At 66.2% G+C, this 20,988-nt stretch carries 16 protein-coding genes; 5 read left to right on the top strand and 11 right to left on the bottom strand.

Annotation, left to right across the window (positions count from 1 at the left end):
• Nucleotides 1-19 precede the first annotated feature (19 nt).
• The 3 genes from RN51_RS05920 to rfbA all read right to left on the bottom strand — a co-directional run bounded on the left by RN51_RS05920 (nt 20) and on the right by rfbA (nt 4,795).
• On the bottom strand, nt 20-1,909 hold the full coding sequence (locus tag RN51_RS05920; protein ID WP_045263128.1) for a rhamnan synthesis F family protein: 1,890 nt from the start codon (nt 1,907-1,909) through the stop codon (nt 20-22).
• A complete protein-coding gene (locus RN51_RS05915) occupies nt 1,909-3,843 on the bottom strand; it encodes a rhamnan synthesis F family protein (RefSeq protein ID WP_052674608.1) in 1,935 nt (644 codons plus the stop codon). The genes RN51_RS05920 and RN51_RS05915 overlap by 1 nt, the downstream gene beginning before the upstream one ends.
• A gap of 82 nt (nt 3,844-3,925) precedes the next feature.
• A complete protein-coding gene (rfbA, locus tag RN51_RS05910; protein WP_045263127.1) occupies nt 3,926-4,795 on the bottom strand; it encodes a glucose-1-phosphate thymidylyltransferase RfbA in 870 nt (289 codons plus the stop codon).
• Between the two features lie 77 nt (nt 4,796-4,872).
• Between rfbA and rfbB the strand changes: the two genes are divergently transcribed.
• A complete protein-coding gene (rfbB, locus tag RN51_RS05905) occupies nt 4,873-5,871 on the top strand; it encodes a dTDP-glucose 4,6-dehydratase (RefSeq protein ID WP_045263126.1) in 999 nt (332 codons plus the stop codon).
• On the top strand, nt 5,871-7,277 hold the full coding sequence (locus tag RN51_RS05900) for a sugar nucleotide-binding protein (RefSeq protein WP_045263125.1): 1,407 nt from the start codon (nt 5,871-5,873) through the stop codon (nt 7,275-7,277). Before rfbB ends, RN51_RS05900 begins: the two co-directional genes overlap by 1 nt.
• Nucleotides 7,278-7,337: 60 nt before the next feature.
• Here the strand turns inward: RN51_RS05900 and RN51_RS05895 are convergent, their stop codons facing one another.
• On the bottom strand, nt 7,338-9,827 hold the full coding sequence (locus tag RN51_RS05895) for a hypothetical protein (protein ID WP_052674607.1): 2,490 nt from the start codon (nt 9,825-9,827) through the stop codon (nt 7,338-7,340).
• 133 nt (nt 9,828-9,960) lie between these two features.
• Nucleotides 9,961-11,034 carry a glycosyltransferase gene (locus RN51_RS05890; protein ID WP_045263123.1) on the bottom strand — a complete coding sequence of 358 codons (1,074 nt, stop codon included), beginning with the start codon at nt 11,032-11,034 and terminating at the stop codon, nt 9,961-9,963.
• Between the two features lie 122 nt (nt 11,035-11,156).
• On the opposite strand from RN51_RS05890, the gene RN51_RS05885 reads away from it, so the two are divergent.
• A complete protein-coding gene (locus tag RN51_RS05885; protein ID WP_052674606.1) occupies nt 11,157-12,920 on the top strand; it encodes a DUF4012 domain-containing protein in 1,764 nt (587 codons plus the stop codon).
• 143 nt (nt 12,921-13,063) lie between these two features.
• Complete coding sequence (locus tag RN51_RS05880; protein WP_045263121.1) at nt 13,064-13,648, top strand: hypothetical protein; 585 nt, start codon at nt 13,064-13,066, stop codon at nt 13,646-13,648.
• A gap of 232 nt (nt 13,649-13,880) precedes the next feature.
• Here the strand turns inward: RN51_RS05880 and RN51_RS05875 are convergent, their stop codons facing one another.
• From RN51_RS05875 to RN51_RS05850, 6 genes are all read right to left on the bottom strand, one after another.
• Nucleotides 13,881-15,335: an LCP family protein gene (locus RN51_RS05875; RefSeq protein WP_045263120.1), complete on the bottom strand. Its 1,455-nt coding sequence runs from the start codon at nt 15,333-15,335 to the stop codon at nt 13,881-13,883.
• Nucleotides 15,332-15,799: a 5-(carboxyamino)imidazole ribonucleotide mutase gene (purE, locus tag RN51_RS05870; protein ID WP_045263173.1), complete on the bottom strand. Its 468-nt coding sequence runs from the start codon at nt 15,797-15,799 to the stop codon at nt 15,332-15,334. Before purE ends, RN51_RS05875 begins: the two co-directional genes overlap by 4 nt.
• 139 nt (nt 15,800-15,938) lie before the next feature.
• Complete coding sequence (locus tag RN51_RS05865; protein ID WP_045263119.1) at nt 15,939-17,063, bottom strand: 5-(carboxyamino)imidazole ribonucleotide synthase; 1,125 nt, start codon at nt 17,061-17,063, stop codon at nt 15,939-15,941.
• 79 nt (nt 17,064-17,142) lie between these two features.
• A complete protein-coding gene (locus RN51_RS05860) occupies nt 17,143-17,646 on the bottom strand; it encodes a PH domain-containing protein (RefSeq protein ID WP_045263118.1) in 504 nt (167 codons plus the stop codon).
• 86 nt (nt 17,647-17,732) lie between these two features.
• Nucleotides 17,733-18,503 carry a biotin--[acetyl-CoA-carboxylase] ligase gene (locus RN51_RS05855; RefSeq protein ID WP_156149109.1) on the bottom strand — a complete coding sequence of 257 codons (771 nt, stop codon included), beginning with the start codon at nt 18,501-18,503 and terminating at the stop codon, nt 17,733-17,735.
• 2 nt (nt 18,504-18,505) lie between these two features.
• Nucleotides 18,506-19,789, bottom strand: coding sequence for a CDP-glycerol glycerophosphotransferase family protein (locus RN51_RS05850; RefSeq protein ID WP_045263116.1), 1,284 nt, complete (start codon nt 19,787-19,789; stop codon nt 18,506-18,508).
• Between the two features lie 171 nt (nt 19,790-19,960).
• On the opposite strand from RN51_RS05850, the gene RN51_RS05845 reads away from it, so the two are divergent.
• A complete protein-coding gene (locus RN51_RS05845; RefSeq protein WP_045263172.1) occupies nt 19,961-20,986 on the top strand; it encodes a glycosyltransferase family 2 protein in 1,026 nt (341 codons plus the stop codon).
• Nucleotides 20,987-20,988: the final 2 nt, after the last annotated feature.

Below are 20,988 nucleotides of genomic sequence, written 5' to 3'. Positions count from 1 at the left end.
GTGCCTTGCGCGGCACGCCTCAACGACGACCGGGGAGGCGACGTCGGATCCCTCCGACGATGCGCTCGCGTGCAGCCCGAAGACGTGCACCGGCCCCGGGATGGTTGCGCCGCATGTACATCCGGACGAAGTCGCGCAGCTTCCCCTCCCCCACGTGTCCGATGCCTCGGAGGAATGCGATCTGCTCGTACGTTCGGCCCGGGACGGTCGACGACATCTCGTCGAAGTTGAAATCGAGGACGCTGTAGCTCGCCGCGAAGTACTCCGCGTTCGTGATCGTGCGGGTGTGAAAGCCGAGTTCGGCCGCCGCGTAGCTGGGCACCCGCTCGAGCACGTGCGCCAAGCCACCATCCTGGTACGCCTCTGCGCCACCGAAGTCCGCGTACTCCCATGGCTGCTCGACCAGGAGGCGAAGGGCCTCCGGTCGCGCGATGAACATCGAGCCGTACGGTGCGAGCGGCGAGATGTCGTCGAGGGGCACCATGATCCCCATCTGTGCGGCAAGCTTCTCGAAGCCCGGCTTGTTGGCCCACCAAGCGCGCCCCATGGTCGGATAGCCGATGTGGACCATCGGCGGATAGACGATCCCGAGACCCGGCTCCTGCTGGAAGAGCGCGAGCACGTTGGCCGCGTAGCCCGGGCTCGCGAGCAGATTGGAGAACTGCTGGTCTTTGAACGCGCGTCCGACGTTGAATCCGTCCTGCGGTGTCTTCTTCGAGTGGAGCTTGACGACGAGATCGTATGCGCCGTCGAGCAGCACATCCTTGCACCCGACGAGGAAGGCGCTCTGATCGCGGCCGTCGTTCGACGCGACCACCCGGACGTCCACTGCTCGGTCGGCGCGCGGCCGGGCGTCGATGATCGCACGGATCTCCGCGGCACGCGCCTCATCCTGAGTGGTGATGACCAGGTCGTACGCGGTGGGGAGCATGTCGACGCGGTCGAGCATCTCGTCGGTCATGTCGACGTAGAAGATGTGCAGGATCGCGACGATTCGCAGCGGGCGAGACGCGTCGAACCCACGATCGCGGTCACCGAGCACATTGTTCAACCCGAGATCGACGTTCAGGTCCTTCGGCGGGACGTTTCGTGCCAGATTCGAGTACATGTACTCGACGGGGTAGCCATACGAGGCCATGTCCTCGGCGATCCATCGACCGATCACGCCGTGCCGATCCAGGTACGGCGGCCAGTGGAAGAACGGACGACGCTTGACGAGCGGGCAGCCCTGGGCGATCAGCAGGTCGGGATTGAAGAGCGCGGGATGGTCCGTCGGGTACGCCGCAGCCGGGAATGCGGCCTCCGAGACGAATCCCGCATCGGCGAACCGCTGCGTGAACGTGACCTCATGGTCGAGCACTGCAGAGTAGTAGTCGTCCATGGTGGGGAGATCCTGCCAATAGTCGCGCCACGCCTCGGACAGGAACATCCTCTTGCGCACCGCGATCCAGAATGACTGCAGATGATCGGGCACCCGGCCTGAACCTGTCGCCGGATTCTTCATCCGCACATTGTCCGTCATGCCCCAGAAATCCAGCTCCTGGGCGGCCATACGATCGAACACCGGCCCATACGGACGCACCGGCCCGAACCACGTGTCGTTGGTGAGCACGACCTCGTCATAGTCGCCGATCGTGTCGCCCAGATGATCGATGCCGGCTTTATGACCCCAGATATCGAAACCCTCGTTCGGGCGCACGAGGATGTCGTCCGTCACCGCTTCCAGTCGCTTCCGCCCCTCCACACTCAGAGCCCCGTTGACGACGGCGAGGATGTGGTCGGCGGTGTCGCGCATCTGCTCGAGGGCGAACACGACGTAGTCCTCGATGGCGCCTCGCCGGTCGAAGACGACATAGATGACCGCGCGCTTGCTCTCCGGCGTCAGTCGTGACGGCTGATCGTTCGCCATCAGAGCATCTCCCCCTCGATCGGTCGCCCTCGTCGCAGAACCTTGCGCAGCGTGTGCATCCCGATGCGGGCGACCGCGACGAACGGGCGCGTGATCGGCGCGATACGGGCGGAGGCCTTCGGATGGTTCAGACGCATGTACATCCGCGTCATCGCCACGATCCCACCTGCTCCCGCCCAACCCGCACGGTGGAGCCACTGGATCTGGTCCAACGGGTATCCGGGCGGAGTGATCGAGAGCTGATCGAGCTTGTACGCCAGGTTGGCGTAAGCGATTCCGGCGTGCTCCTGGTTGAGCACTGTACGGCAGTGGTAACCGAGCTCCCCCATGGCCATCGGCACGAGGCGCTCCTGAACGCGGGCGAGGTCGGCACTGTCGCGCTTGGCGACCGCGTAGTCCTCGTACTTCAACTCGTCCTCGAGCAGGAGCCGCAGCGCCTCCGGCCGTCCGATCCACATCCCGCCCATCGGAGCAAGCGGCGAGGCTCCGTCAAACGGGACCCTGATTCCGAGCCGCTCGCAGATCTCCAGAGCGGGCTCGCGGTAATGGGACCATCCGCGACCGGCCAACGCGTAACCGATGTGCATCATAGGCGGGAACACCGCTCCGAGTCCCGGCTCTTTCTCGAACAGCCCCAACAGGTTCGAGAACTGGCCCGGGCTGGAGATGAGAGTCTCGAGCTGGTATCGGCGGAAGTAGCGGGCGATGTTCGCACCCCGCCTGCGCGGAGCGCGGGAGTGGATCTTGACGACGAGCTCATACCGGTCGGACTCGAGGATGTCACGGCAGCCGATGAAGAACGCGCTCATATCGCGTCCGTGCGCGACAGGAATCGTGCGGATCTCGATGCTCGTGGCTTTCACCAACTCCCGGTCGTCGATCGCGGAGCGGATGAGCGCCGCCTCTTCATCGCCCCCGGTGGTGACGACGAGGTCGAAGACGACAGGGAGCTGCTCGAGCCGGTCGAGGATATGGTCGATCGTGCGCGGATCCGTGCAGTGCGCGAGCACGGCGATCCGTCGATTCGGCGCTGGTGCGTGCTCGATCTCATCGAGGACCTCGAGCATCCCGGCATCCGTGTTCAGCGTCTTCGGCTGCACGTTCTTCGCGAGGTTGCTCCACATCAGGTCGATGGGATACCCATAGCCGGCGATCTCGGCAGCCGTGCGGCGTCCGATCACCGCATGCCTGTCGAGAAACGGCGGATAGTGGAAGAACGGGCGCCGCTTGACAAGAGGGCAGCCATCGGCGAGCAGAAGATCCGCGTTGAACAGCGAGGGGTGCTCGGTCGGATAATCCGCCGATGCGAAGGCGACAGACTCCGTGTATCCGCGATCCTGGAAGTGCTTCGTGAACTCGATCTCGTGTTTGAGCACGGCATCGAAGTAGGACGGCATCTCGGGGAGATCACGCCAGTACTCGATCCACTCCGGCGAGAGGAACATCTCTTTTCGCACCGCGATCCAGAACGACTGGAGATGATAAGGAAGCTCACCCTGGTCGGTGAACTTGTTGAGCGGCTCCCACTCGTGGTCCGTCATTCCCCAGAAGTGCACCTCACGGGCATTCATCTTCTCGAAGACCGGCGAATATGGACGGACCGGGCCGAACCAGGTGTCATTCGTCAGCAGCACTTCATCGAACTCAGCGATGCGATCGCCGATGTGCGCCAGCCCCTCTTTGTGAGCCCAGATATCGAAGCCGACGTTGGGCCGGACGAGGATGTCATCCGTCACGGTCTCGAGCAACGCACGACCAGCATCGTCGAGAGGGCCGTTCACGACGGCGAGGATATGCGCAGCGTCGTCACGCATTCCCTTCAGCGCATACCGGACGAACTCCTCGACCGTGCCGCGACGGTCGTAGACGACGTAGATGACGAGACGACGCCCTCCTTCGGGAAAGGTCGCAGGTTTCTGCCCCGGCGTCGTCATCTGATCCCTCCAGCCCCCGCGAAGAGGGCACAACTCATCGCCACGCCATGAGTGACGTGTCGTCGAACTCGGTAGAGCCTAGTCAGCGTCCCTGTGCGAGCGCCTTGAGCAGGTACTCGCCGTAGCCGCTCTTGCGCAACGGCTCAGCCCGCTCGCGCAGCTCATCGTCGGTGAGGAATCCCATACGCCAGGAGACTTCTTCGGGGCAACCGATCGAGAGTCCTTGCCGCTTCTCGACGGTGCGGATGAAGTCGGTTGCCTCCGCGAGGGAGTCGAATGTCCCGGTGTCGAGCCATGCGGTACCGCGTGTGAGGAGCTGCACCTTCAGCTTTCCGCGATCCAGATACTCCCGGTTGATATCGGTGATCTCCAACTCACCGCGGGGTGAAGGCTTGAGGGCCTTGGCAATCTCGATGACCTCGTTGTCGTAGAAATAGAGGCCGGGCACCGCGTAGTTGCTCTTCGGCTCAGCGGGCTTCTCCTCCAGAGAAACCACCTTCCCCGCGCTGTCGAATTCGACGACACCGTAAGCCGTCGCATCATCGACCCGATAGCCGAACACGACACCGCCGTCGAGTTCCGTGTACTGGCGCAGCTGGGCGCCCATTCCCTGCCCATAGAAGATGTTGTCTCCGAGCACGAGCGCCACGGACTCATCGCCGATGTGCTCCTCGCCCAGGATGAAGGCCTGAGCAAGACCGTCCGGAGAAGGCTGCGTCTTGTAGGTGATGGAGACGCCGAACTTCGAGCCGTCCCCCAACAGGCGCTGGAACGACTCCGCGTCATGTGGAGTCGTGATCATCAGGATGTCGCGGATGCCCGCGAGAATCAGGGTCGACAGCGGATAGTAGATCATCGGCTTGTCGTACACCGGGACCAACTGCTTCGAGACGCCGAGGGTGATCGGGTGCAGCCGGGAGCCAGTGCCGCCGGCGAGAATGATGCCACGCATACACACAGTCTCCCCGATCGGGCTCGCCTGGACAAACGCCCTGAGCGCAGGGAGACCTGCCCGCTACGCTTGAGTGCATGCAGAGACTGCTCGTTACCGGCGGCGCCGGATTCATCGGTTCGAATTTTGTGCACCACGTCATCGAGAACACCGATGCCCATGTCACCGTTCTCGACAAGCTCACCTACGCGGGTAACCGTGCCTCGCTCGAAGGCCTGCCCGCCGATCGGGTTCGTCTCGTCGTCGGCGACATCGCCGACGCGGAACTCGTCGACGATCTGTTCGCCGACGTCGATTCGGTCGTCCACTACGCCGCCGAGTCTCACAACGACAACTCACTCCACGACCCGCGGCCGTTCCTCGACACCAACATCATCGGCACTTACACGCTGCTCGAGGCCGCACGACGCCACGATCGCCGCTTCCACCACATCTCCACCGACGAGGTCTACGGCGACCTCGAGCTCGACGACCCCGAGCGCTTCACCGAGCAGACGCCGTACAACCCGTCTTCGCCGTACTCGTCGACAAAGGCCGGCAGCGATCTGCTCGTCCGGGCGTGGGTGCGTTCGTTCGGTGTGCGAGCGACCATCTCGAACTGCTCGAACAACTACGGTCCCTACCAGCACGTGGAGAAGTTCATCCCCCGTCAGATCACGAATGTGATCCGCGGTATCCGCCCGAAGCTCTACGGTGCAGGTTTGAACGTCCGGGACTGGATCCACGCCGACGACCATTCCTCCGCTGTGCTCACGATCCTCGACAAGGGAAACATCGGCGAGACTTACCTGATCGGCGCGGATGGCGAGAAGGACAACAAGTCCGTCGTCGAACTCATCCTCACCGAGATGGGTCAGCCCGCGGACGCGTACGATCACGTCACCGATCGCGCCGGCCACGACCTGAGGTACGCTATCGACTCGACGAAGCTTCGCACTGAGCTCGGCTGGACTCCGACTTACGGCGACTTCGAATCCGGACTCGCCTCGACCATCGCCTGGTATCGCGACAACGAGGCGTGGTGGGCCCCGTCCAAGGACGCCACCGAGTCCTTCTACGCGTCCAAGGGGCAGTGATGACAGAGTTCGGCAAGGCGCTCACGATCGCGGAAACGGCGATCCCGGGACTACTCATCGCCGAGCTACCGGTTCACGGCGACTCCCGAGGCTGGTTCAAGGAGAACTGGCAGCGCGAAAAGATGATCGCTGCGGGCCTGCCGGACTTCGGCCCCGTGCAGAACAACGTCTCCTTCAACGACGCAATCGGCACGACGCGCGGCATCCATGCCGAGCCCTGGGACAAGTGGGTCTCCGTGGCATCCGGTCGCATCTTCGGCGCGTGGGTGGACCTGCGCGAGGGCCCTTCCTTCGGCGCCGTCTTCACAGCCGAACTCGACCCCTCACGCGCGATCTTCGTGCCTCGTGGCGTCGGCAACTCCTACCAGACCCTCGAAGCCGACACCGCCTACGTGTACCTCGTCAACGACCACTGGTCAGCGGACGCGGAGTACTCGTTCCTCAATCTCGCTGATGAAACGGTTCGAATCGACTGGCCCATCCCGCTGTCCGACGTAGAGATCTCACCGAAGGATCTTGCCAGCCCGCGCCTCGCCGATGTCACACCGATCGCGCCGAAGAAGACCCTCGTCATCGGCGCCAACGGCCAGCTCGGGCGCGCACTCCGTGATCTTCTCGGCGACGCCACGGAGTACGAGTACGTCGACCGCGCGGGGTTGGACCTCTCCGACCCGTCGTTCACCGATACTCGCCGTTGGCGCGACTACGCGACGATCATCAACGCCGCCGCGTACACCGCTGTCGACGCCGCAGAGACTCCGGACGGACGTGCGCTGGCCTGGGCCGCAAATGTGACGGGAATCACAGCGCTCTCGAGAATCGCGAACGAGAACGGCATCACGCTCGTCCACGTGTCAAGCGATTACGTGTTCGATGGTTCGAATCCTGACGAGTACACGGAGGCGGACGAGGTCCGGCCGCTCGGCGTGTACGGTCAGACCAAGGCGGCCGGCGATGCGATCGTGGCTACCGTTCCCCGGCACTACATCATCCGCACATCCTGGGTGATCGGCGAAGGAAAGAACTTCGTCCGGACCATGGCGTCGCTCGCCGAGCGCGGCATCGATCCCCAGGTCGTCGATGACCAGATCGGACGCCTGACGTTCACAACGGAGCTCGCCGGAGCCATCCGTCATCTGCTCACGAGCGAGGCTCCCTTCGGCGTCTACAACGTCACGAACGACGGAGAGGCGCAGTCCTGGGCGGATGTCGCTCGTCTCGTCTTCGAGCTGACGGGCTACGACCCGGCACGCATCACCGGTGTCACGACGGAGGCGTACTTCGCATCCGCCGTTGACCCCGTGGCACCACGTCCGCGTAACAGCCGCTTGAGTATCGCAAAGCTCAAGGCTGCCGGGTACTCTCCACGCGCGGTGCGAGAAGCTCTCGTCGATTACTTGTCCTGATGCAACAGATGGAGCCCCTCGCGCGTCGCGCGAGGGGCTCCATCAGTCTGTTCGGCGGTTCTAGGGGACCGTGATCGACCGGCAGGAGAGGAACGTGTGTCCACCCGCGCCGTTGTTGATCGCGTACACGCACACCTGATGCACTCCGGCTGCCATCGGGATGAACTCGCTGAAACCGTGCGCATTGCCTAGCCCGTACGAAGCGCCGACATCCGGCCGTTGCTTGTCGGCCAGGTAGGCCGCACTCGAGGAGTCCACGTAGATGTGGACCTGGATCGGATCTGTCGTATCGGGGTCGATCGCCCACCCCGCGACCGTGGCACCGCCGGGCGACACGACGACCGCCTCGAAGTTGCCGAATGGCGGGCGCCCGCGGTCTACGATCGGCGCGAAGACCGTCACGGATCGGCAACCGAGGAATGCGTGTCCTCCTGGACCGGTGTTGATCGCGTACACGCAGACGTTGTGCTGCCCCGGCGCGACTTCGATCCGCTCCGCGAATCCGCGGTTGGTTCCCGTTCCCGGGTAGGCTGCAGCGACATCCGGACGAGCCTTGTCCGCGACGTAGGCCTTGCTTGCGGAATCGACGTAGATATGCACGGGGATCGGCTGTGTGGTGTCCGGATCGATCGCCCACCCGCTGACATTCACTGCCCCGGCGCTTGCCGTCGCGCTATCGAAAACGCCGAACGGCACCCGGCCGTTGTCGACGATCGGCGGGGCGACGGTGACGCTCTTGCAGCCGAGAAGAGTATGACCTCCGGCACCGGTATTGATCCCATACGCGCACACATTCGACGTGCCGACAGGAAGGTCCACCTGCTCGGAGAATCCGTGCCGATTTCCGTAACCCGGATGCGACGCTCCGATATCCGGCCGGTCCTTATCCGCGCGAATCGCCTTTCCGTTCGATCCGACGTAGAGATGAACGTCGATCGAGCTGGACGTGTCGGGATCGATCGCCCACCCCGAGACCGTGGCCTTCGCGCCGTCCACCGTCACGGACTCCAGGCTCCCGATCGGCGCGCGATTGAGGTCGACGATGCCGGAGCTCACCGTCACATCCTGACATCCCAGACTTACTGGAGCCCCGGGCCCGACGTTGATCGCATAGACGCAGACCCGACGTGGCCCGGGTGCGGCGTCGACCTTTGCTTCGAACCCGTGATTCGCTCCGTATTGAGGGAAGTGGGGCACAAGATCAGGGCGCGGCTTGTCTGCCGAGAACGCAACGCTTGCGGAGTCGACGTAGACATGGACAGACGTCGGACCGGCGGAGTCGGGGTCGATCGCCCAGCCTTTCACCTGGACTCCACCGTTGACGGCCGTGACACTGTCGATGTATCCGCTGGGAGAACCACTCATCGCCGCGACTTCCTGGCACCCGAGTAGGACATTCGCGCCCGGGCCGGCGTTCATCGCATACACGCAGATGTTCGTTGCGCCTGGTCCCACAGCAGGGACCGTGACATCGAATCCGTGCCTTGAGCCGGTGCCGGGGTATGCGGCGGCTACATCTGGACGCTCCAAGTCCGCGAGGTGCGCTGTGCTTGCGCTCCCGACGTATACGTGTACCGCCAAGGGCTCGGTCGTGTCGCGATCGACGACCCAACCGGCCACCCGGAACTGACCTGGGACAGCCTGGATGGCTTCGATGTTTCCGAACGGGTTGTTCACCGCTGCTTGCGTCGAGCCGAACCAGTCGGTGAAGTAGTTGTAGAAGTTGCGGTTTCCGTAGGCGGAGCACCCATCGCCCGTTCCGTATCCGGCGTTGAGCGCCGCAGCGTTGGGCTGGTAAGGGGTGTAGTAGTAGAGCGCCGAGGTCGCCTTGTTGGCGATGTAGACCGGCGAGCTGCCGCAGTTCGCGTTGGGGTTGTACAGGATGTTCCAGGTCTTGCCCGGCGCGTACCACTGGAACCACTTGCCTTCCATGTAGATCTGCATCTGGCGGGCCGCGCCGTAGATCTGGTGGAAGAAGCCGATGTAATTCGGATCGCAGGGTGCCGTATCAGGGCACCCCTGTCCCAGGGCGATCCGGTACCGCCACGCACTCGGCCACGTGTGGGTGACGAGTCCCTGCTCTTTCTGCAGCATCACGATCAGAACCTGCGGGTTGATGTTGCAGGCCTGCGCGACCCGATAGATGATTCGAGCCGCTGATTCGTTCGCCTGGCCGGAGTATCCGCTGCAGTACGCATCTGCCGGGCGTGTGACCGTGTTCATCGTGAAGTCCTTGATGCACACGATCGGCTCGTTGTTCTCGTCTCTGCCCCCCTGGCACCGAGCCACCTTGCTGTTGAAGAACGCCTGGATCTGCGCTTCGGTCATCGTGCTCTTGTTCGTGAACACGGCGTCACTGATGATGTTGCCGGCGTTGAATCCCACCAGCGTGGTCTTGGCAATCCCGGTCGACACGGGATCGGACATCGCCCGCGATGTCGTAGGAGCGCTCGCAGACATGGAAGCGGAGGCAGCGGTGGCGGGGACCACGGTGCCGAGGACCAGGGCGGAGACAGCGAGGAAACAGGCGAGGAGTCGGGGGAGCCTCATGTTGTTTCGCGAGCGTGGGGCACGTCGAGACATGTGACCAGTGTGACGGAAGTTGCGGGATGATGCCACTGTTACACGCTTTGCGCCACAACTTTTCGGCGTGTCGCCCGTATGCGCAGGTGGCTCTCAGCGATCAGAGGTCTGCATGCAGGCTCCACAGCCTCTCGGCCGAGCTCGACCAGGAGAAAGCCCTGGACCTGTCTGAGGCGAGCACCGCCAGGCGTTCCGCCGCTCCCCCGGCGGCCTCGCCGACTGCGTCCGGGATCCCCTCGGCGGGAACGAGCAGCCCGCCGTCGGCGATGACGTCGCGATGCGAACCGCTGTCCACGGCCACCACCGGGATCCCGAGCGTCATCGCCTCCACCGCACGCCACGGCCAGCCTGCCGTCGTGTCGGCGGCCACATACGCGGATGCACCCGACAGGACAGCGGCACGGTCTTGGATAGAGAGGGCTCCCCGCACATGCACGCGGCGCTCGGGGAGGCCGGATGCCGATGCCACCTCGACGTAACGCGGCTCCGATCCCTCTGCCGCATCGATGACCACGGCGTCGAGACCAGCGGCCACCGCTCCGCGGAAGCCTTCGGCCGTCTCGGAGATGGATCCGGTGAGCACCAGATACTCCTCGGGAAGGGACAGAGCAGCGCGGCGGACGGACTCATCGCCCGTGCGACCGAATCCGAGTGGCGGTGCGCCCGCGATCACACGTATGCGGTCACCGATCTTCGCCAGCTCCGACAGGCGCTCGGCGACCGCGTGTGAGGGCACCACCACCGCGTCGGCGTGCCTCACGGCGCGCCTCAGCATGCCGCGCTGCCAGGCGACGGCACCTCTCGGCAGCGACTCCGGAGCATCCCAGGCGCGCAGATCCCACAGAGTGACGGTGGTCTGATCGTTGTCGTGCACGCGATCGTGTCGCACGAGCGGCGCCATCAGCGTCGGCGAATGGATGAGTCCGCCTCCGATGCCGGGGGCGATTCCGAGCTGCCAGGCTGCGGCGAGTTCGCGGCGCCCCATTCCGAGGGTCCGCACGTCTCCGACCCCCGCCACCGGCACGGCGGCGCCCGCCGGGACGATCGCGTCCACGACGCACCCGGACGGCGCTGTCGCCACCAGACCGGAGGTGAGTCCGACCGCTGCCGCGGCGTGATCGGCATCGACGACGCTCACGAGTTGATCCAGAACAACACGCAGCCGAGCACCCATGTCCACAGGCTATCCTCGGGATGCGTCCCCCCGAGGGAGCGCACCGCCCGTGCCGCGCGAATATCAGCGTTCGCACAGTTTGCGCCGTACATCGCGGCCGCGGTTCATGCTTGAATGCTCGAGTGAGCGATGGTCGACTTCCCGTCCGGCGCCGATGGGTCGGGTGGACCGTCGGCGTTCTGTTGGCCCTGCTCGTGATCGCGGTTGGCTGGGTCGCCATCCGAGGGATCGGCGCGGTCAACGACCTCCAGAAGGTCGCGAAAGGCGGCTCGCAGCTGAAGGCAGCGATCGCGGCCGGCGACCTCGACGGGGCGAAACCCCTCGCCAGGAGCATCGCCCACAACGCGGAGTCCGCGCACGGCCTGACATCCGACCCTGTGTGGCAGGCTTTCGGCGCTCTGCCGTGGATCGGCCCCAACTTCCGAGCCGTCGGCGACATCGCCGAGATCGCCGATGACGTGGCGTCGGACGCTCTGAGCCCCCTCCTCGATGTGGCGGCGGATTTCAATCTGGCGAGCCTCGGCTTCACCGGCGGCGCCATCGACCTCACGCCGTTCGCAGAGATCGCAGCCCCGCTGGGTTCCGCCGACTCGGCGCTCAGCGACGCAGAGCAGAAGACACGTCGCATCGATGCCGACGCGACGCTCCCTCCGCTCGCCGATGCCATCCGCACGATGCGCTCCTCCGTCACCGAAGCAGCAACGGTCGTCGGCTCGCTGCACGGTGCCGCTGTGCTGTTGCCGACGATGCTCGGGGGTGACGGGCCGCGCACCTACGTACTCGCGATGCAGAACAACGCGGAGCTGCGCTCGTCAGGGGGGATCATCGGGTCCATCGCTCTTCTGCGCGCCGAGGGTGGGAGGATCACGCTCGAGACCCAGGCGTCGACGCTCGACTTCCCGCCGCTCGACACCGCCCTGCCGCTGAGCGAGTCCACGACTGCTCTGTTCGAGGATCGACCCGGCCGCTATCTGCAGAACATCACCAGCATCCCCGACTTCCGCGAAGCCGGAGCGGCGATCGCCACCCGCTGGCAGGGTCGTTTCGGCGGAACCGTCGACGGAGTCATCGCCGTCGACGCCATTGTCGCGAAGCATCTGATCGCGGCCACCGGCGATCTCACCTTCGGACCGTTCACGGCGAGCTCGGACAACGTCACCGACATTCTTCTCTCACAGATCTACGCGGCGGTTCCCGATCCTGCGGCGCAGGACCAGATCTTCGCCCAGGCAGCGGGGGCACTGTTCGGCGCCGCTCTCTCCGGTGCCGACCCGCGCGCGCTGCTCGGAGCTCTCGCGGACTCCGCCGAAGAAGGACGCATCCGCATCTGGAGTGCGCACGAGGACGAGGAGACCCTGCTCGCGGACTCCGACCTCGGCGGCACCATTCCCGAGGACACGGATGATGCGACATACGTCGGGGTTCTGATGAACGACACGACCGGCGGGAAGATGGACTACTACACCAGAGCCTCCTTCTCGACGTCTGTGGGGATCTGCCGGGGAGAGCCGACCACGCAGGTGCGGGTGACGTGGACCAACACCGCACCCGCCGACGCCGCCACCTCGCTGCCCGCCTACGTCACGGCCGATGGCTTCTACGGCCTGCCCGCCGGCACGGTACGGACTCTGATCGCCGTGTACGGTCCGGAGGGCGCGACACCTTCCCACATCGACCGCGACGGTGCGGAGGAAGGCGTGCAGACCGCGATGATCGGCGATCGCTCGACCGTTCAGCACGAGGTATCGCTCGCGCCGGGCGAGTCGACGACGATCACGGTCGAGTTCCAGGGAAGCGGCGCGGGACACAGGCTCACCGAGGTGGTGCACACCCCGCTCGTCGACACCCCTGACACGACACGGGAGCCGCTGCGATGCGCTTCGTGACTTTCGCCTCCCGATAGGGTATCGTCGTCTCACTGGGGAATATCTGGTGTCCGTGATCCTGCCGTGGGGGCAGGAAGACACCACGCAGTTGGGCGCAGGGGTGTGTCCAAAGGCGATTCCGCGTGAAATTCTGGGGAGAAATCATGCTGAAGAAACTGGCTGCCATCAGCCTTGCCGCCGGCGCGCTCGTCTTCGTCGCGCCCACCGTGGCCACCGCTGCGCCGACTGCACCTGTCGCGTCGTCCGATTCCTATCCGACGCCTCCGGGCGCGAAGGTCGGCGACCCCATCATCGACATCTGTGAAGCGTCGACGATCGTGTTCGGTCCCGGCTACTTCGTTCCGTCCGAGAACGTCAACGTGTCGGTGTCCGGCTACAACGCCTCGAAGGCGGCGATCTCGGGCAACACCGCCGCCGCTGACGGGAGCCTGACGCTCACGTTCCGTCCGCCGTCCGACGGCGAAGGCTCTTACGCCGTCGCCTTCAACGGCTCGCGCTCGTACACGGCGACCATCACCGTGTCGCACGGACACGACGCGGCGACCAGCTGCGACCACGATCCCGGCGTCGCAGCAGCCGGCTCCGAGCTTCCGCTGACAGGCGGCGGCATCGAACTGGCTCTGACCGGCGGCGACGTGTCGCCGTGGGTCCTCGGCGGCGGAGCAGCAGCTCTCGTTGCCGGCGGAGCCCTCGTCGCGGTGGGAGCCTCGCGCCGCAAGCGCGCCTAGGTTCGGCTGCCGCTTCGCGCGGCGGTCGACTGGACGACGGTGATCCCTCCCCCTCCGATCACCGTCGTCTGGTGCATCCGGTGGAAAGCCGCCGGAAGCCCACGGCTGCTCTCCCTCGGGAGACCAGCCGTGGGCTTTGTCGCGCCTTCACTCCCCCGGAACCAGGTCACTTGCGACTCGGGCTCTTTCCCGACTTCCGCCAGAGGGTCCGGGCGCCTCGCCAGGGACCCGATCACGGCTCGGGCGTCGGCGTCTCCGTCGGCGGGTGGAGCTTCTGCTGGATCATGTCGCGGATGAACCCATAGTCCGGTTGGTGCTCGTCCACGCCCGATTCAGGTGTGAGCTCGATCGTCGTGACCGGCTGCTCCTTCGCCTTGAGCATCAGATCGAAGAACTCCGGCAGCTTGTCGGAGGGAAGGTCGGTGCTGATCAGAGCGGTTCCCGCCGCAGCCACCTCGTTGAAGCGGGTGAGCACGGTCTGCGGGGTGAACTGCGCGAGGATGGCCTCCTGCAGCTCCCGCTGGCGCTTCATCCGGTCCCAGTCGCTGGTGGTGTACCTCGAGCGGGCGTACCACTGCGCGGTGTCGCCGTCCATGTGCTGCTGGCCGGGCTCGATCCATCCGATAGCCCACTCGTTCACATCGCTGCCCGACCACCCCTCGGGCGGTCCGCCCTTGGGCAGCCGCTCCGTGACGTTGATGTCCACCCCGCCCAGCGAGTCCACGAGCTCGGCGAAACCATGCATGTCGACGAACACGTAGTACGGGATCTCGATACCGAGAACGCCCTCTGCGGCGTCCTTCGTCGCCTCGATGCCCGGTTCCGAGCCGTTGGCGACCGCATCGGGGTAGAGTCCCTTGCCCCCGTCCTCCCGGCAGACTTCCGCGGCATTGCGCACGTGGTTCATCCACCCGTTCCAGCCGCAGGTCGACGAGCCATGCCCCTCGAAACCGTTGGGATACAGCTCCTGCATCGGGCTGCCGTCGCTGAACGGTGCATTCGGGAGTTCTCGCGGGATGCCGGTGATCGTCACGGCACCGGTGTCGGCGTTCACCGAGACCACCGAGATGCTGTCGAAGCGCATCGAGTCACGACCGTCACCGCTGTCCGCTCCGAGCAGGAGGATGTTGTAGTAGCCGTCGCTGGGTGCGACGCTCGGCCCGCTCTGACCGAAGATCGAGCCGATCGTGTTGCGCACGGATCCCACTGCTGTGGCCGCGTACGCCGCCCCGCCGCCCACGAGTCCCAGGAGGACCAGCGCGACGACGGGGATCGCGAGCCGTGACGTGGCCGGCAGTTTGACGAGCCGCACCATTCGCAACGTGTCGAAGGTCAGCACCACCCAGAGCACGACGTAGCCGACGAGCAGCACCTGGACGATCGTGAGGACGACGGCGGAGAAGAATCCGCCACCGATCGTGAGCCACAACAGAACGGGACGCGCGAAGAGCGCCAACCCCAACGCGACGATCGCGAGAGCCCAGGACAGGAGCGTGGCACCGAGGCCGAATCTGCCGAGTCGTCGGTTGCCGGCCACGACCTGCGCGGAGCCGGGAACGAGCAGATTGAGGGCGACCAGCCACCACCCGCGCTTGGCCATCACCCCCTGATCGGCGGAATCCGGGTGCCGCAGCGGCCGGGTCTCGATGAGCGGGCGCTGCGATGCGCGCGGGGGCGCAAGGGTCACAGCGAGCCCTTCAGCCGTTCGTTCTTCTCCTCGACCTGCGCCTCGAGGTCACGCGCATACTCCTCGACGCGATCCGCAAGAGCGGCATCCGATGTCCCGAGGATGCGCGCGGCGAGCAGTCCGGCATTGCGGGCGCCTCCGATGGAGACGGTCGCCACGGGTATCCCCGCGGGCATCTGCACGATCGACAGGAGCGAGTCCATGCCGTCGAGGAAGGCGAGAGGCACAGGCACCCCGACTACCGGGAGCGGTGTCATCGAGGCGAGCATCCCCGGAAGATGAGCTGCTCCCCCGGCTCCCGCGATGATGACGCGGATGCCTCGGGCCCGTGCGTCGCGCGCGTAGGACATGAGCTTGTCCGGAGTGCGGTGCGCCGAGACCACCTCGACCTCATGTGGAACACCGAAGTCCGTGAGCGCCTGAGAAGCGTCGCTCATCACGCGCCAGTCGGAGTCGGATCCCATCACGACGCCGACCAGAGGGGCGGCGGAGGAGTGCAGTGGCTCAGTCACCAGATCAGGGTACGGTCTGCCGCTGTGAGATTCCCCGAACGGCACACCTGTCACCCCGCATGTTTCCGCGAGAAGGGACGCGTGTCCCTGTTCAGTCGAAGTGGGCGGCGACGGCGCGCGCGACATAGACCGCATCGTCGAGGTCGACGTCTGCGACGTTCACGTGACCGACCTTGCGTCCGGGCCTCGGAGCCTTCCCGTACGTGTGGATCTTCGCCTGCGGGTGCTCAGCCATCGCCGCACCGAACCGCTCGCCGATGGTTCCTTCGACCGGTCCTCCGAGGATGTTCACCATGACAGACCACGGCGCCCGCGGTGCGGTGCTCCCGAGCGGAAGATCGGCGACCGCCCGCAGGTGCTGTTCGAATTGACCGGTGACGGCCCCGTCCTGGCTCCAGTGCCCGCTGTTGTGCGGACGCATCGCGAGCTCGTTCACGAGGATCCGCTCATCGTCGGTCTCGAACAGCTCGACCGCGAGCATCCCGGTCACCCCGAGTCCCTCGGCGATGGAGCGACCGATACCCTCGGCGACCTCCGCGAGTCGCTCAGTCGCAGCGGGAGCCGGAGCGATGACCTCGGCGCAGACGCCATCACGCTGCACCGTCTCGACCACCGGATACGCGACGATCTCGCCACCTGCGCGACGCGCCACCTGCTGGGCGAGTTCACGCACGAACGGGACGAGCTCCTCGACGAGCAGCGCATCCCCGTCGGCGAGCGACGCCAGCCAGTCCTGCGCCTCCGAGGCCGCACGCACGACGCGCACTCCCTTGCCGTCATATCCGCCGCGCGGCGTCTTCACGACGCCGGCGCCTCCGTGCTCGTCCAGGAAGGCCTGGAGTTCCGACTCGGCGCGCACAGCGGCCCACTCCGGCTGGGGCACCCCGAGCTCCGCGAGGCGCTTGCGCATCACGATCTTGTCCTGGGCGTACTGGAGCGCGTCGGGTCCGGGGTGCACGACGACGCCCCCGTCGACCAGCTGCCGGAGCACATCCTGCGGAACGTGCTCATGATCGAAGGTGACGACATCGACATCGGCCGCGAACGCACGCACGGTCTCCAGATCGCGGTAATCGCCGACTGCCGTGGCTGCGAGCCCGGCGGACATCCCCTCGTCCTCGGCGAGCACTCTCAGCTCGAGTCCGAGCTCGACCGCCGGAGCAATCATCATCCGTGCCAGCTGTCCTCCGCCGATCACGCCCACACGCAGCGCCATGTGCCGCCTCCATTCGTCATTCCCATTCTCGCGCACCGATCGGGACGTGCACGACAGGTTGCGGAGAGGACGAGGCGGTTCAGTCGCCGACGGCCTGCGCGTCGCGATGGGCGAGGATCTGCCCCACCTCGACCTGGTCGGCGAGCGTCTCGTGCACGAGGGTCACGTTGGGGACGTTGGGCAGGCGGAGCGGGGCATCCACGCCGTTCGACAGGACGATGGTTCCCGACCCCCACAGCCGCTGCAGCGGGCCACGGCGCACAGCGATCGTGTACCCGCGCGCATGCGACATCTCATGACGTCGACGTGCGCCTATGCCCTGTCGAGCGATGACCCGCCGCGTCGTGACGGTCGTGGTCCGGGAATACCAGACCACGAACGGCAGCACGACAGCGAAGAGCACCACCGCCCCGGCGGCTGCGAGAAGCATCCAGTCCTCGAAGCCCGCCGGCAGGTTGCCGTAGAAGTAGCCGGTCGCCCCGAACGCCGCGATGAGCACGACGGCCGACCAGAAGAGGCGCCGTGCGTGGCTTCGGAAGCGCGCGATCAGCAGCTCCTCCGAAGGCGTACCGGGCGGCGGCATCAGGGGCCGCCCACCGAGCGTCACAGGCTGGGTCACCCCACCATTGTGCCTGTGATCTGCGACAAAGCCGTCTGTGCGGCGGCGTGTCAGTTTCCGGCCGGCCTCACGTGTACGACGTCCCCGGCTGAGACCGCGTGCTCACGGCCCTCCGCTTCGACGAGAAGGCGGCCTTCCGCGTCGATCGCCGATGCCGTCCCCTCGAGCGTCGCGCCGGCGGGCAACGATACCCGCACACGCTGTCCGAGGGTCGCGCATCGGGCGGAGACGGCACCGTGCAGACCGCTCGCGACCGCGTCCTCGGAAGCGGTCAGCGCGACGAGATACTCGTCGAGCGTCCGAAGGTACACCGACAGCAAGCGGTCCTCGTCCACGTCAGCGCCCAACGCAGCGAAGGATGTCGCGGTAGGCAGCGGGAGCTGTTCCCGCGACATGGCGGTGTTGACCCCTGCGCCGACCACCACAGCGTCCGCTGTCGCCTCTGCCAGGATGCCGCAGATCTTGCGCCCGTCGACGAGCACATCGTTGGGCCACTTCACGGCGACGTCGTGGCCCGGGAGTTGCGTGGTGATCGCCTCCGCCATCGCGGCGCCGGCCGCGAGCGGAATCCATCCACGCGCCGCAGATTCCGTCGGGAGTGTCCGCAAGAGCACCGAGACGGCGAGCGCCGATCCGGCCGGAGCGATCCAGGTGCGATCGAGACGGCCGCGTCCGGCTCGCTGATCGCGGGTCACCAGAGTCGACAGGTGCGGCCACTCCTCGACCTCAGCCGCATGCGCTCGGAGGTCGGCATTCGTCGAGCCGGTGTGCTCGACCGCCACGAAGCGGGGAACGATCGCACTCGACATCGGGAACCGCATGCTCAGGCGTCCTCGTCGTCGGCTTCTTCGTCGTCATCGTCCTCGTCGTCCCGGACGCTCCCGACTTCGCGGGCATGCCAGTCGTCCCACTCCTGCATGAGGCGTTCGACCGCGGCATGGAACTTCGCCGTCGCCACGCCCTGCGTGGTGTCGCCGAAGTAGTGCTGCACCCACATCTGCAGTCGGGCGATCGCGGCGTCATCCGCCCGTACCCGTTCGACCTCCGCAACGACATCGCCGGCCCCCTCGACGGTGAGCCACTCGCAATCCGCCAGGTAGCCCTGCATATCGATCGAGGCCTGGTCGTCGACCGGTCTGGTGATCATGAGCGGCTTCCCCGCGGCGAGCCGGTCATAGACCATGGCGGAGATGTCGACGATGGCGACGTCCGCCGCCGAGAGCTGCCAGCCGAGCTCCGGGGCGGAGTCGTAGACGTGGTGGGCAGATGCATCCGCGGCGTTCGCCGCCTCGATCGCTGACACGATGCGCCGATGCGCTGCACCGTACTCCTCATCGACGACACCGCTTCGGGGGTGGGGCCGGTAGATCACGCGGTGAGCGCCGGTCGCCAGCAGACGGGTGACGAGAGTCTCGCCGTGCGAAGCGATGGAGCCGTAGTGCGCGCTGGGACGATCGCCCTCCCACGTGGGCGCATACAGCACGACGGTCCGCTCGTCCGGCGTATACGGAAGAGTCCCGGAGTAGTGGTCCGCCTGCGGACGACCGATCTCGATAGTGCGACGGTCGACGTCGTAGTCCCACAGTGTGCGGGAGAGCCGGTCTCGCGCCGCCTGCCCGGCGACGAAGGCGTAGTCGTAGGCCTTGTACTGGTTCGTCGTCATGTACATCTTGTCGGACTCGCCGTGGTTGATGAACACATGCCAGCGCCGCCCGTAGCGGAACATCTGGAAGTTGCGGGTGTTCTGGTTCACGTAGAGCACCACACGGATGTCCTGCGTCGCGATGAAGCGCTCCAGATCGCGCACGGTCGGCACGAAGGCCACCGGCGGCGAGTCCTCTTCGAGCAGCTTCTCGGCCCCGGTCGCCTGCCGGGCGAGCACGACGACGGGCCAACGCTTCGAGAGCTCCTCGAGCGGCCGGTACCACTGGCGCATCTGGTACATGTTCACGGCGCCGTCGGCGAAGTAGACCGCCACCTTGAAGCGATCGGCGGGAAGCGGCTCCCGCTCCGCGAGGTGGCGTCGCACGCGTTGCACCGCAGAGCGGGATGTGAGCGCCCGCTTCAGCAGTCGGTATGCCTTCTTCGCGTCAGACAGTGCACCCATCCCTCCAGGATAGTTCGTCCTGTTCGCCTCCGCCGGACGCGCACGGGTCACCGAAGGGACCGCGGAACGAGGCGCCCGGCCCTCATCAGGGAACCTCCGTGGGTGTCGTGCCATGATCGTCATGTGCCCGCAGCCGAGATCCCCGCCCCCCTGTCCGGGGTGTCCTTCGTGATGCCGGTGCTGAACGAACGCGCATACCTCGAGCATGCGGTCGCATCGGTGCTCGCACAGGACGTCGATGCGCCGACCGAGCTCGTGCTCGCGCTGGGACCTTCGACGGACGGCACGACCGAGATCGCGCGGCGGCTCGCCGACGCAGACGACCGGATCCGGTTGGTCGACAACCCCGCCGCCCACATCCCGGTGGGGTTGAACGCGGCGATCCGCGCGAGCCGCTACGACATCATCGTGCGCGTCGACGCGCACTCCGAGCTGTCCTCCGGCTACGCCGCCCGCGCGATGGAGACCCTGGAGCGCACGGGGTCGGCGAACGTCGGCGGGGTGATGCACGCCGAAGGGCGCACCCCGTTCCAGAAGGCGGTCGCGCGGCTCTACAACTCGCCGGTCGGACTCGGCGGCGGCGCCTACCACGGCAGCGCGCAGGAGGGCGAGGCGGAGTCGGCCTACCTGGGCGTGATGCGACGCGACGTGCTCGACGAGGTCGGACTGTTCGACGAGACGATCCGACGGGGAGAGGACTGGGAACTGAACCTGAGGATCCGTCAGGCCGGGCACCGCGTGTGGTTCGACCCCACGCTCTCCGTGACCTACTGGCCTCGGGAGAGCTGGTCGCGTCTGGCTCGGCAGTTCCGGGCGACCGGCGCCTGGCGGGGCGAGCTCGTGCGCCGGTTCGGCCGGAGCAACGGAATCCGCTACTTCGCTCCGCCCGCGCTCGTCGTGGTCGTCGCCCTCGCCATCGTGGTCGGGGTGCTGCAGGTGGCCGGAGTTCTCACCGGAGCAGTGTCCCTGGTCGCGTCGATCCTCCTCTACGGGCCGCTCGCGCTGTACCTTCTTCTCGTCCTCGGAGTCGCACTCGCACCGGGCGGCGGCGGGGTGCGCCAAAGACTGTGGACGATCCTGGTGCTGCCCACGATGCACATCTCCTGGGGACTGGGCTTCCTCGGCGGAGTGCTGCGCGGCGCCCGTGACACCGTCGATGCGTCTCGACTCGGCACTCGCAACACGCCGCTCCCCTGACG

It is taken from the genome of Microbacterium oxydans, assembly GCF_000956405.1.
In the GTDB taxonomy this organism is placed as follows: domain Bacteria; phylum Actinomycetota; class Actinomycetes; order Actinomycetales; family Microbacteriaceae; genus Microbacterium; species Microbacterium oxydans_C.
This window is presented reverse-complemented; position numbering and strand designations above follow the sequence as displayed.

What these genes read in the sequence shown, in the direction of transcription:
- RN51_RS05920 (WP_045263128.1), bottom strand. Translation starts at nt 1,909, where the DNA reads ATGGCGAACGATCAGCCGTCACGACTGACGCCGGAGAGCAAGCGCGCG.
- RN51_RS05915 (WP_052674608.1), bottom strand. Translation starts at nt 3,843, where the DNA reads ATGACGACGCCGGGGCAGAAACCTGCGACCTTTCCCGAAGGAGGGCGT.
- rfbA (WP_045263127.1), bottom strand. Translation starts at nt 4,795, where the DNA reads ATGCGTGGCATCATTCTCGCCGGCGGCACTGGCTCCCGGCTGCACCCG.
- rfbB (WP_045263126.1), top strand. Translation starts at nt 4,873, where the DNA reads ATGCAGAGACTGCTCGTTACCGGCGGCGCCGGATTCATCGGTTCGAAT.
- RN51_RS05900 (WP_045263125.1), top strand. Translation starts at nt 5,871, where the DNA reads ATGACAGAGTTCGGCAAGGCGCTCACGATCGCGGAAACGGCGATCCCG.
- RN51_RS05895 (WP_052674607.1), bottom strand. Translation starts at nt 9,827, where the DNA reads ATGAGGCTCCCCCGACTCCTCGCCTGTTTCCTCGCTGTCTCCGCCCTG.
- RN51_RS05890 (WP_045263123.1), bottom strand. Translation starts at nt 11,034, where the DNA reads ATGGGTGCTCGGCTGCGTGTTGTTCTGGATCAACTCGTGAGCGTCGTC.
- RN51_RS05880 (WP_045263121.1), top strand. Translation starts at nt 13,064, where the DNA reads ATGCTGAAGAAACTGGCTGCCATCAGCCTTGCCGCCGGCGCGCTCGTC.
- purE (WP_045263173.1), bottom strand. Translation starts at nt 15,799, where the DNA reads ATGGGATCCGACTCCGACTGGCGCGTGATGAGCGACGCTTCTCAGGCG.
- RN51_RS05865 (WP_045263119.1), bottom strand. Translation starts at nt 17,063, where the DNA reads ATGGCGCTGCGTGTGGGCGTGATCGGCGGAGGACAGCTGGCACGGATG.
- RN51_RS05860 (WP_045263118.1), bottom strand. Translation starts at nt 17,646, where the DNA reads ATGCCGCCGCCCGGTACGCCTTCGGAGGAGCTGCTGATCGCGCGCTTC.
- RN51_RS05855 (WP_156149109.1), bottom strand. Translation starts at nt 18,503, where the DNA reads ATGCGGTTCCCGATGTCGAGTGCGATCGTTCCCCGCTTCGTGGCGGTC.
- RN51_RS05850 (WP_045263116.1), bottom strand. Translation starts at nt 19,789, where the DNA reads ATGGGTGCACTGTCTGACGCGAAGAAGGCATACCGACTGCTGAAGCGG.
- RN51_RS05845 (WP_045263172.1), top strand. Translation starts at nt 19,961, where the DNA reads ATGCCGGTGCTGAACGAACGCGCATACCTCGAGCATGCGGTCGCATCG.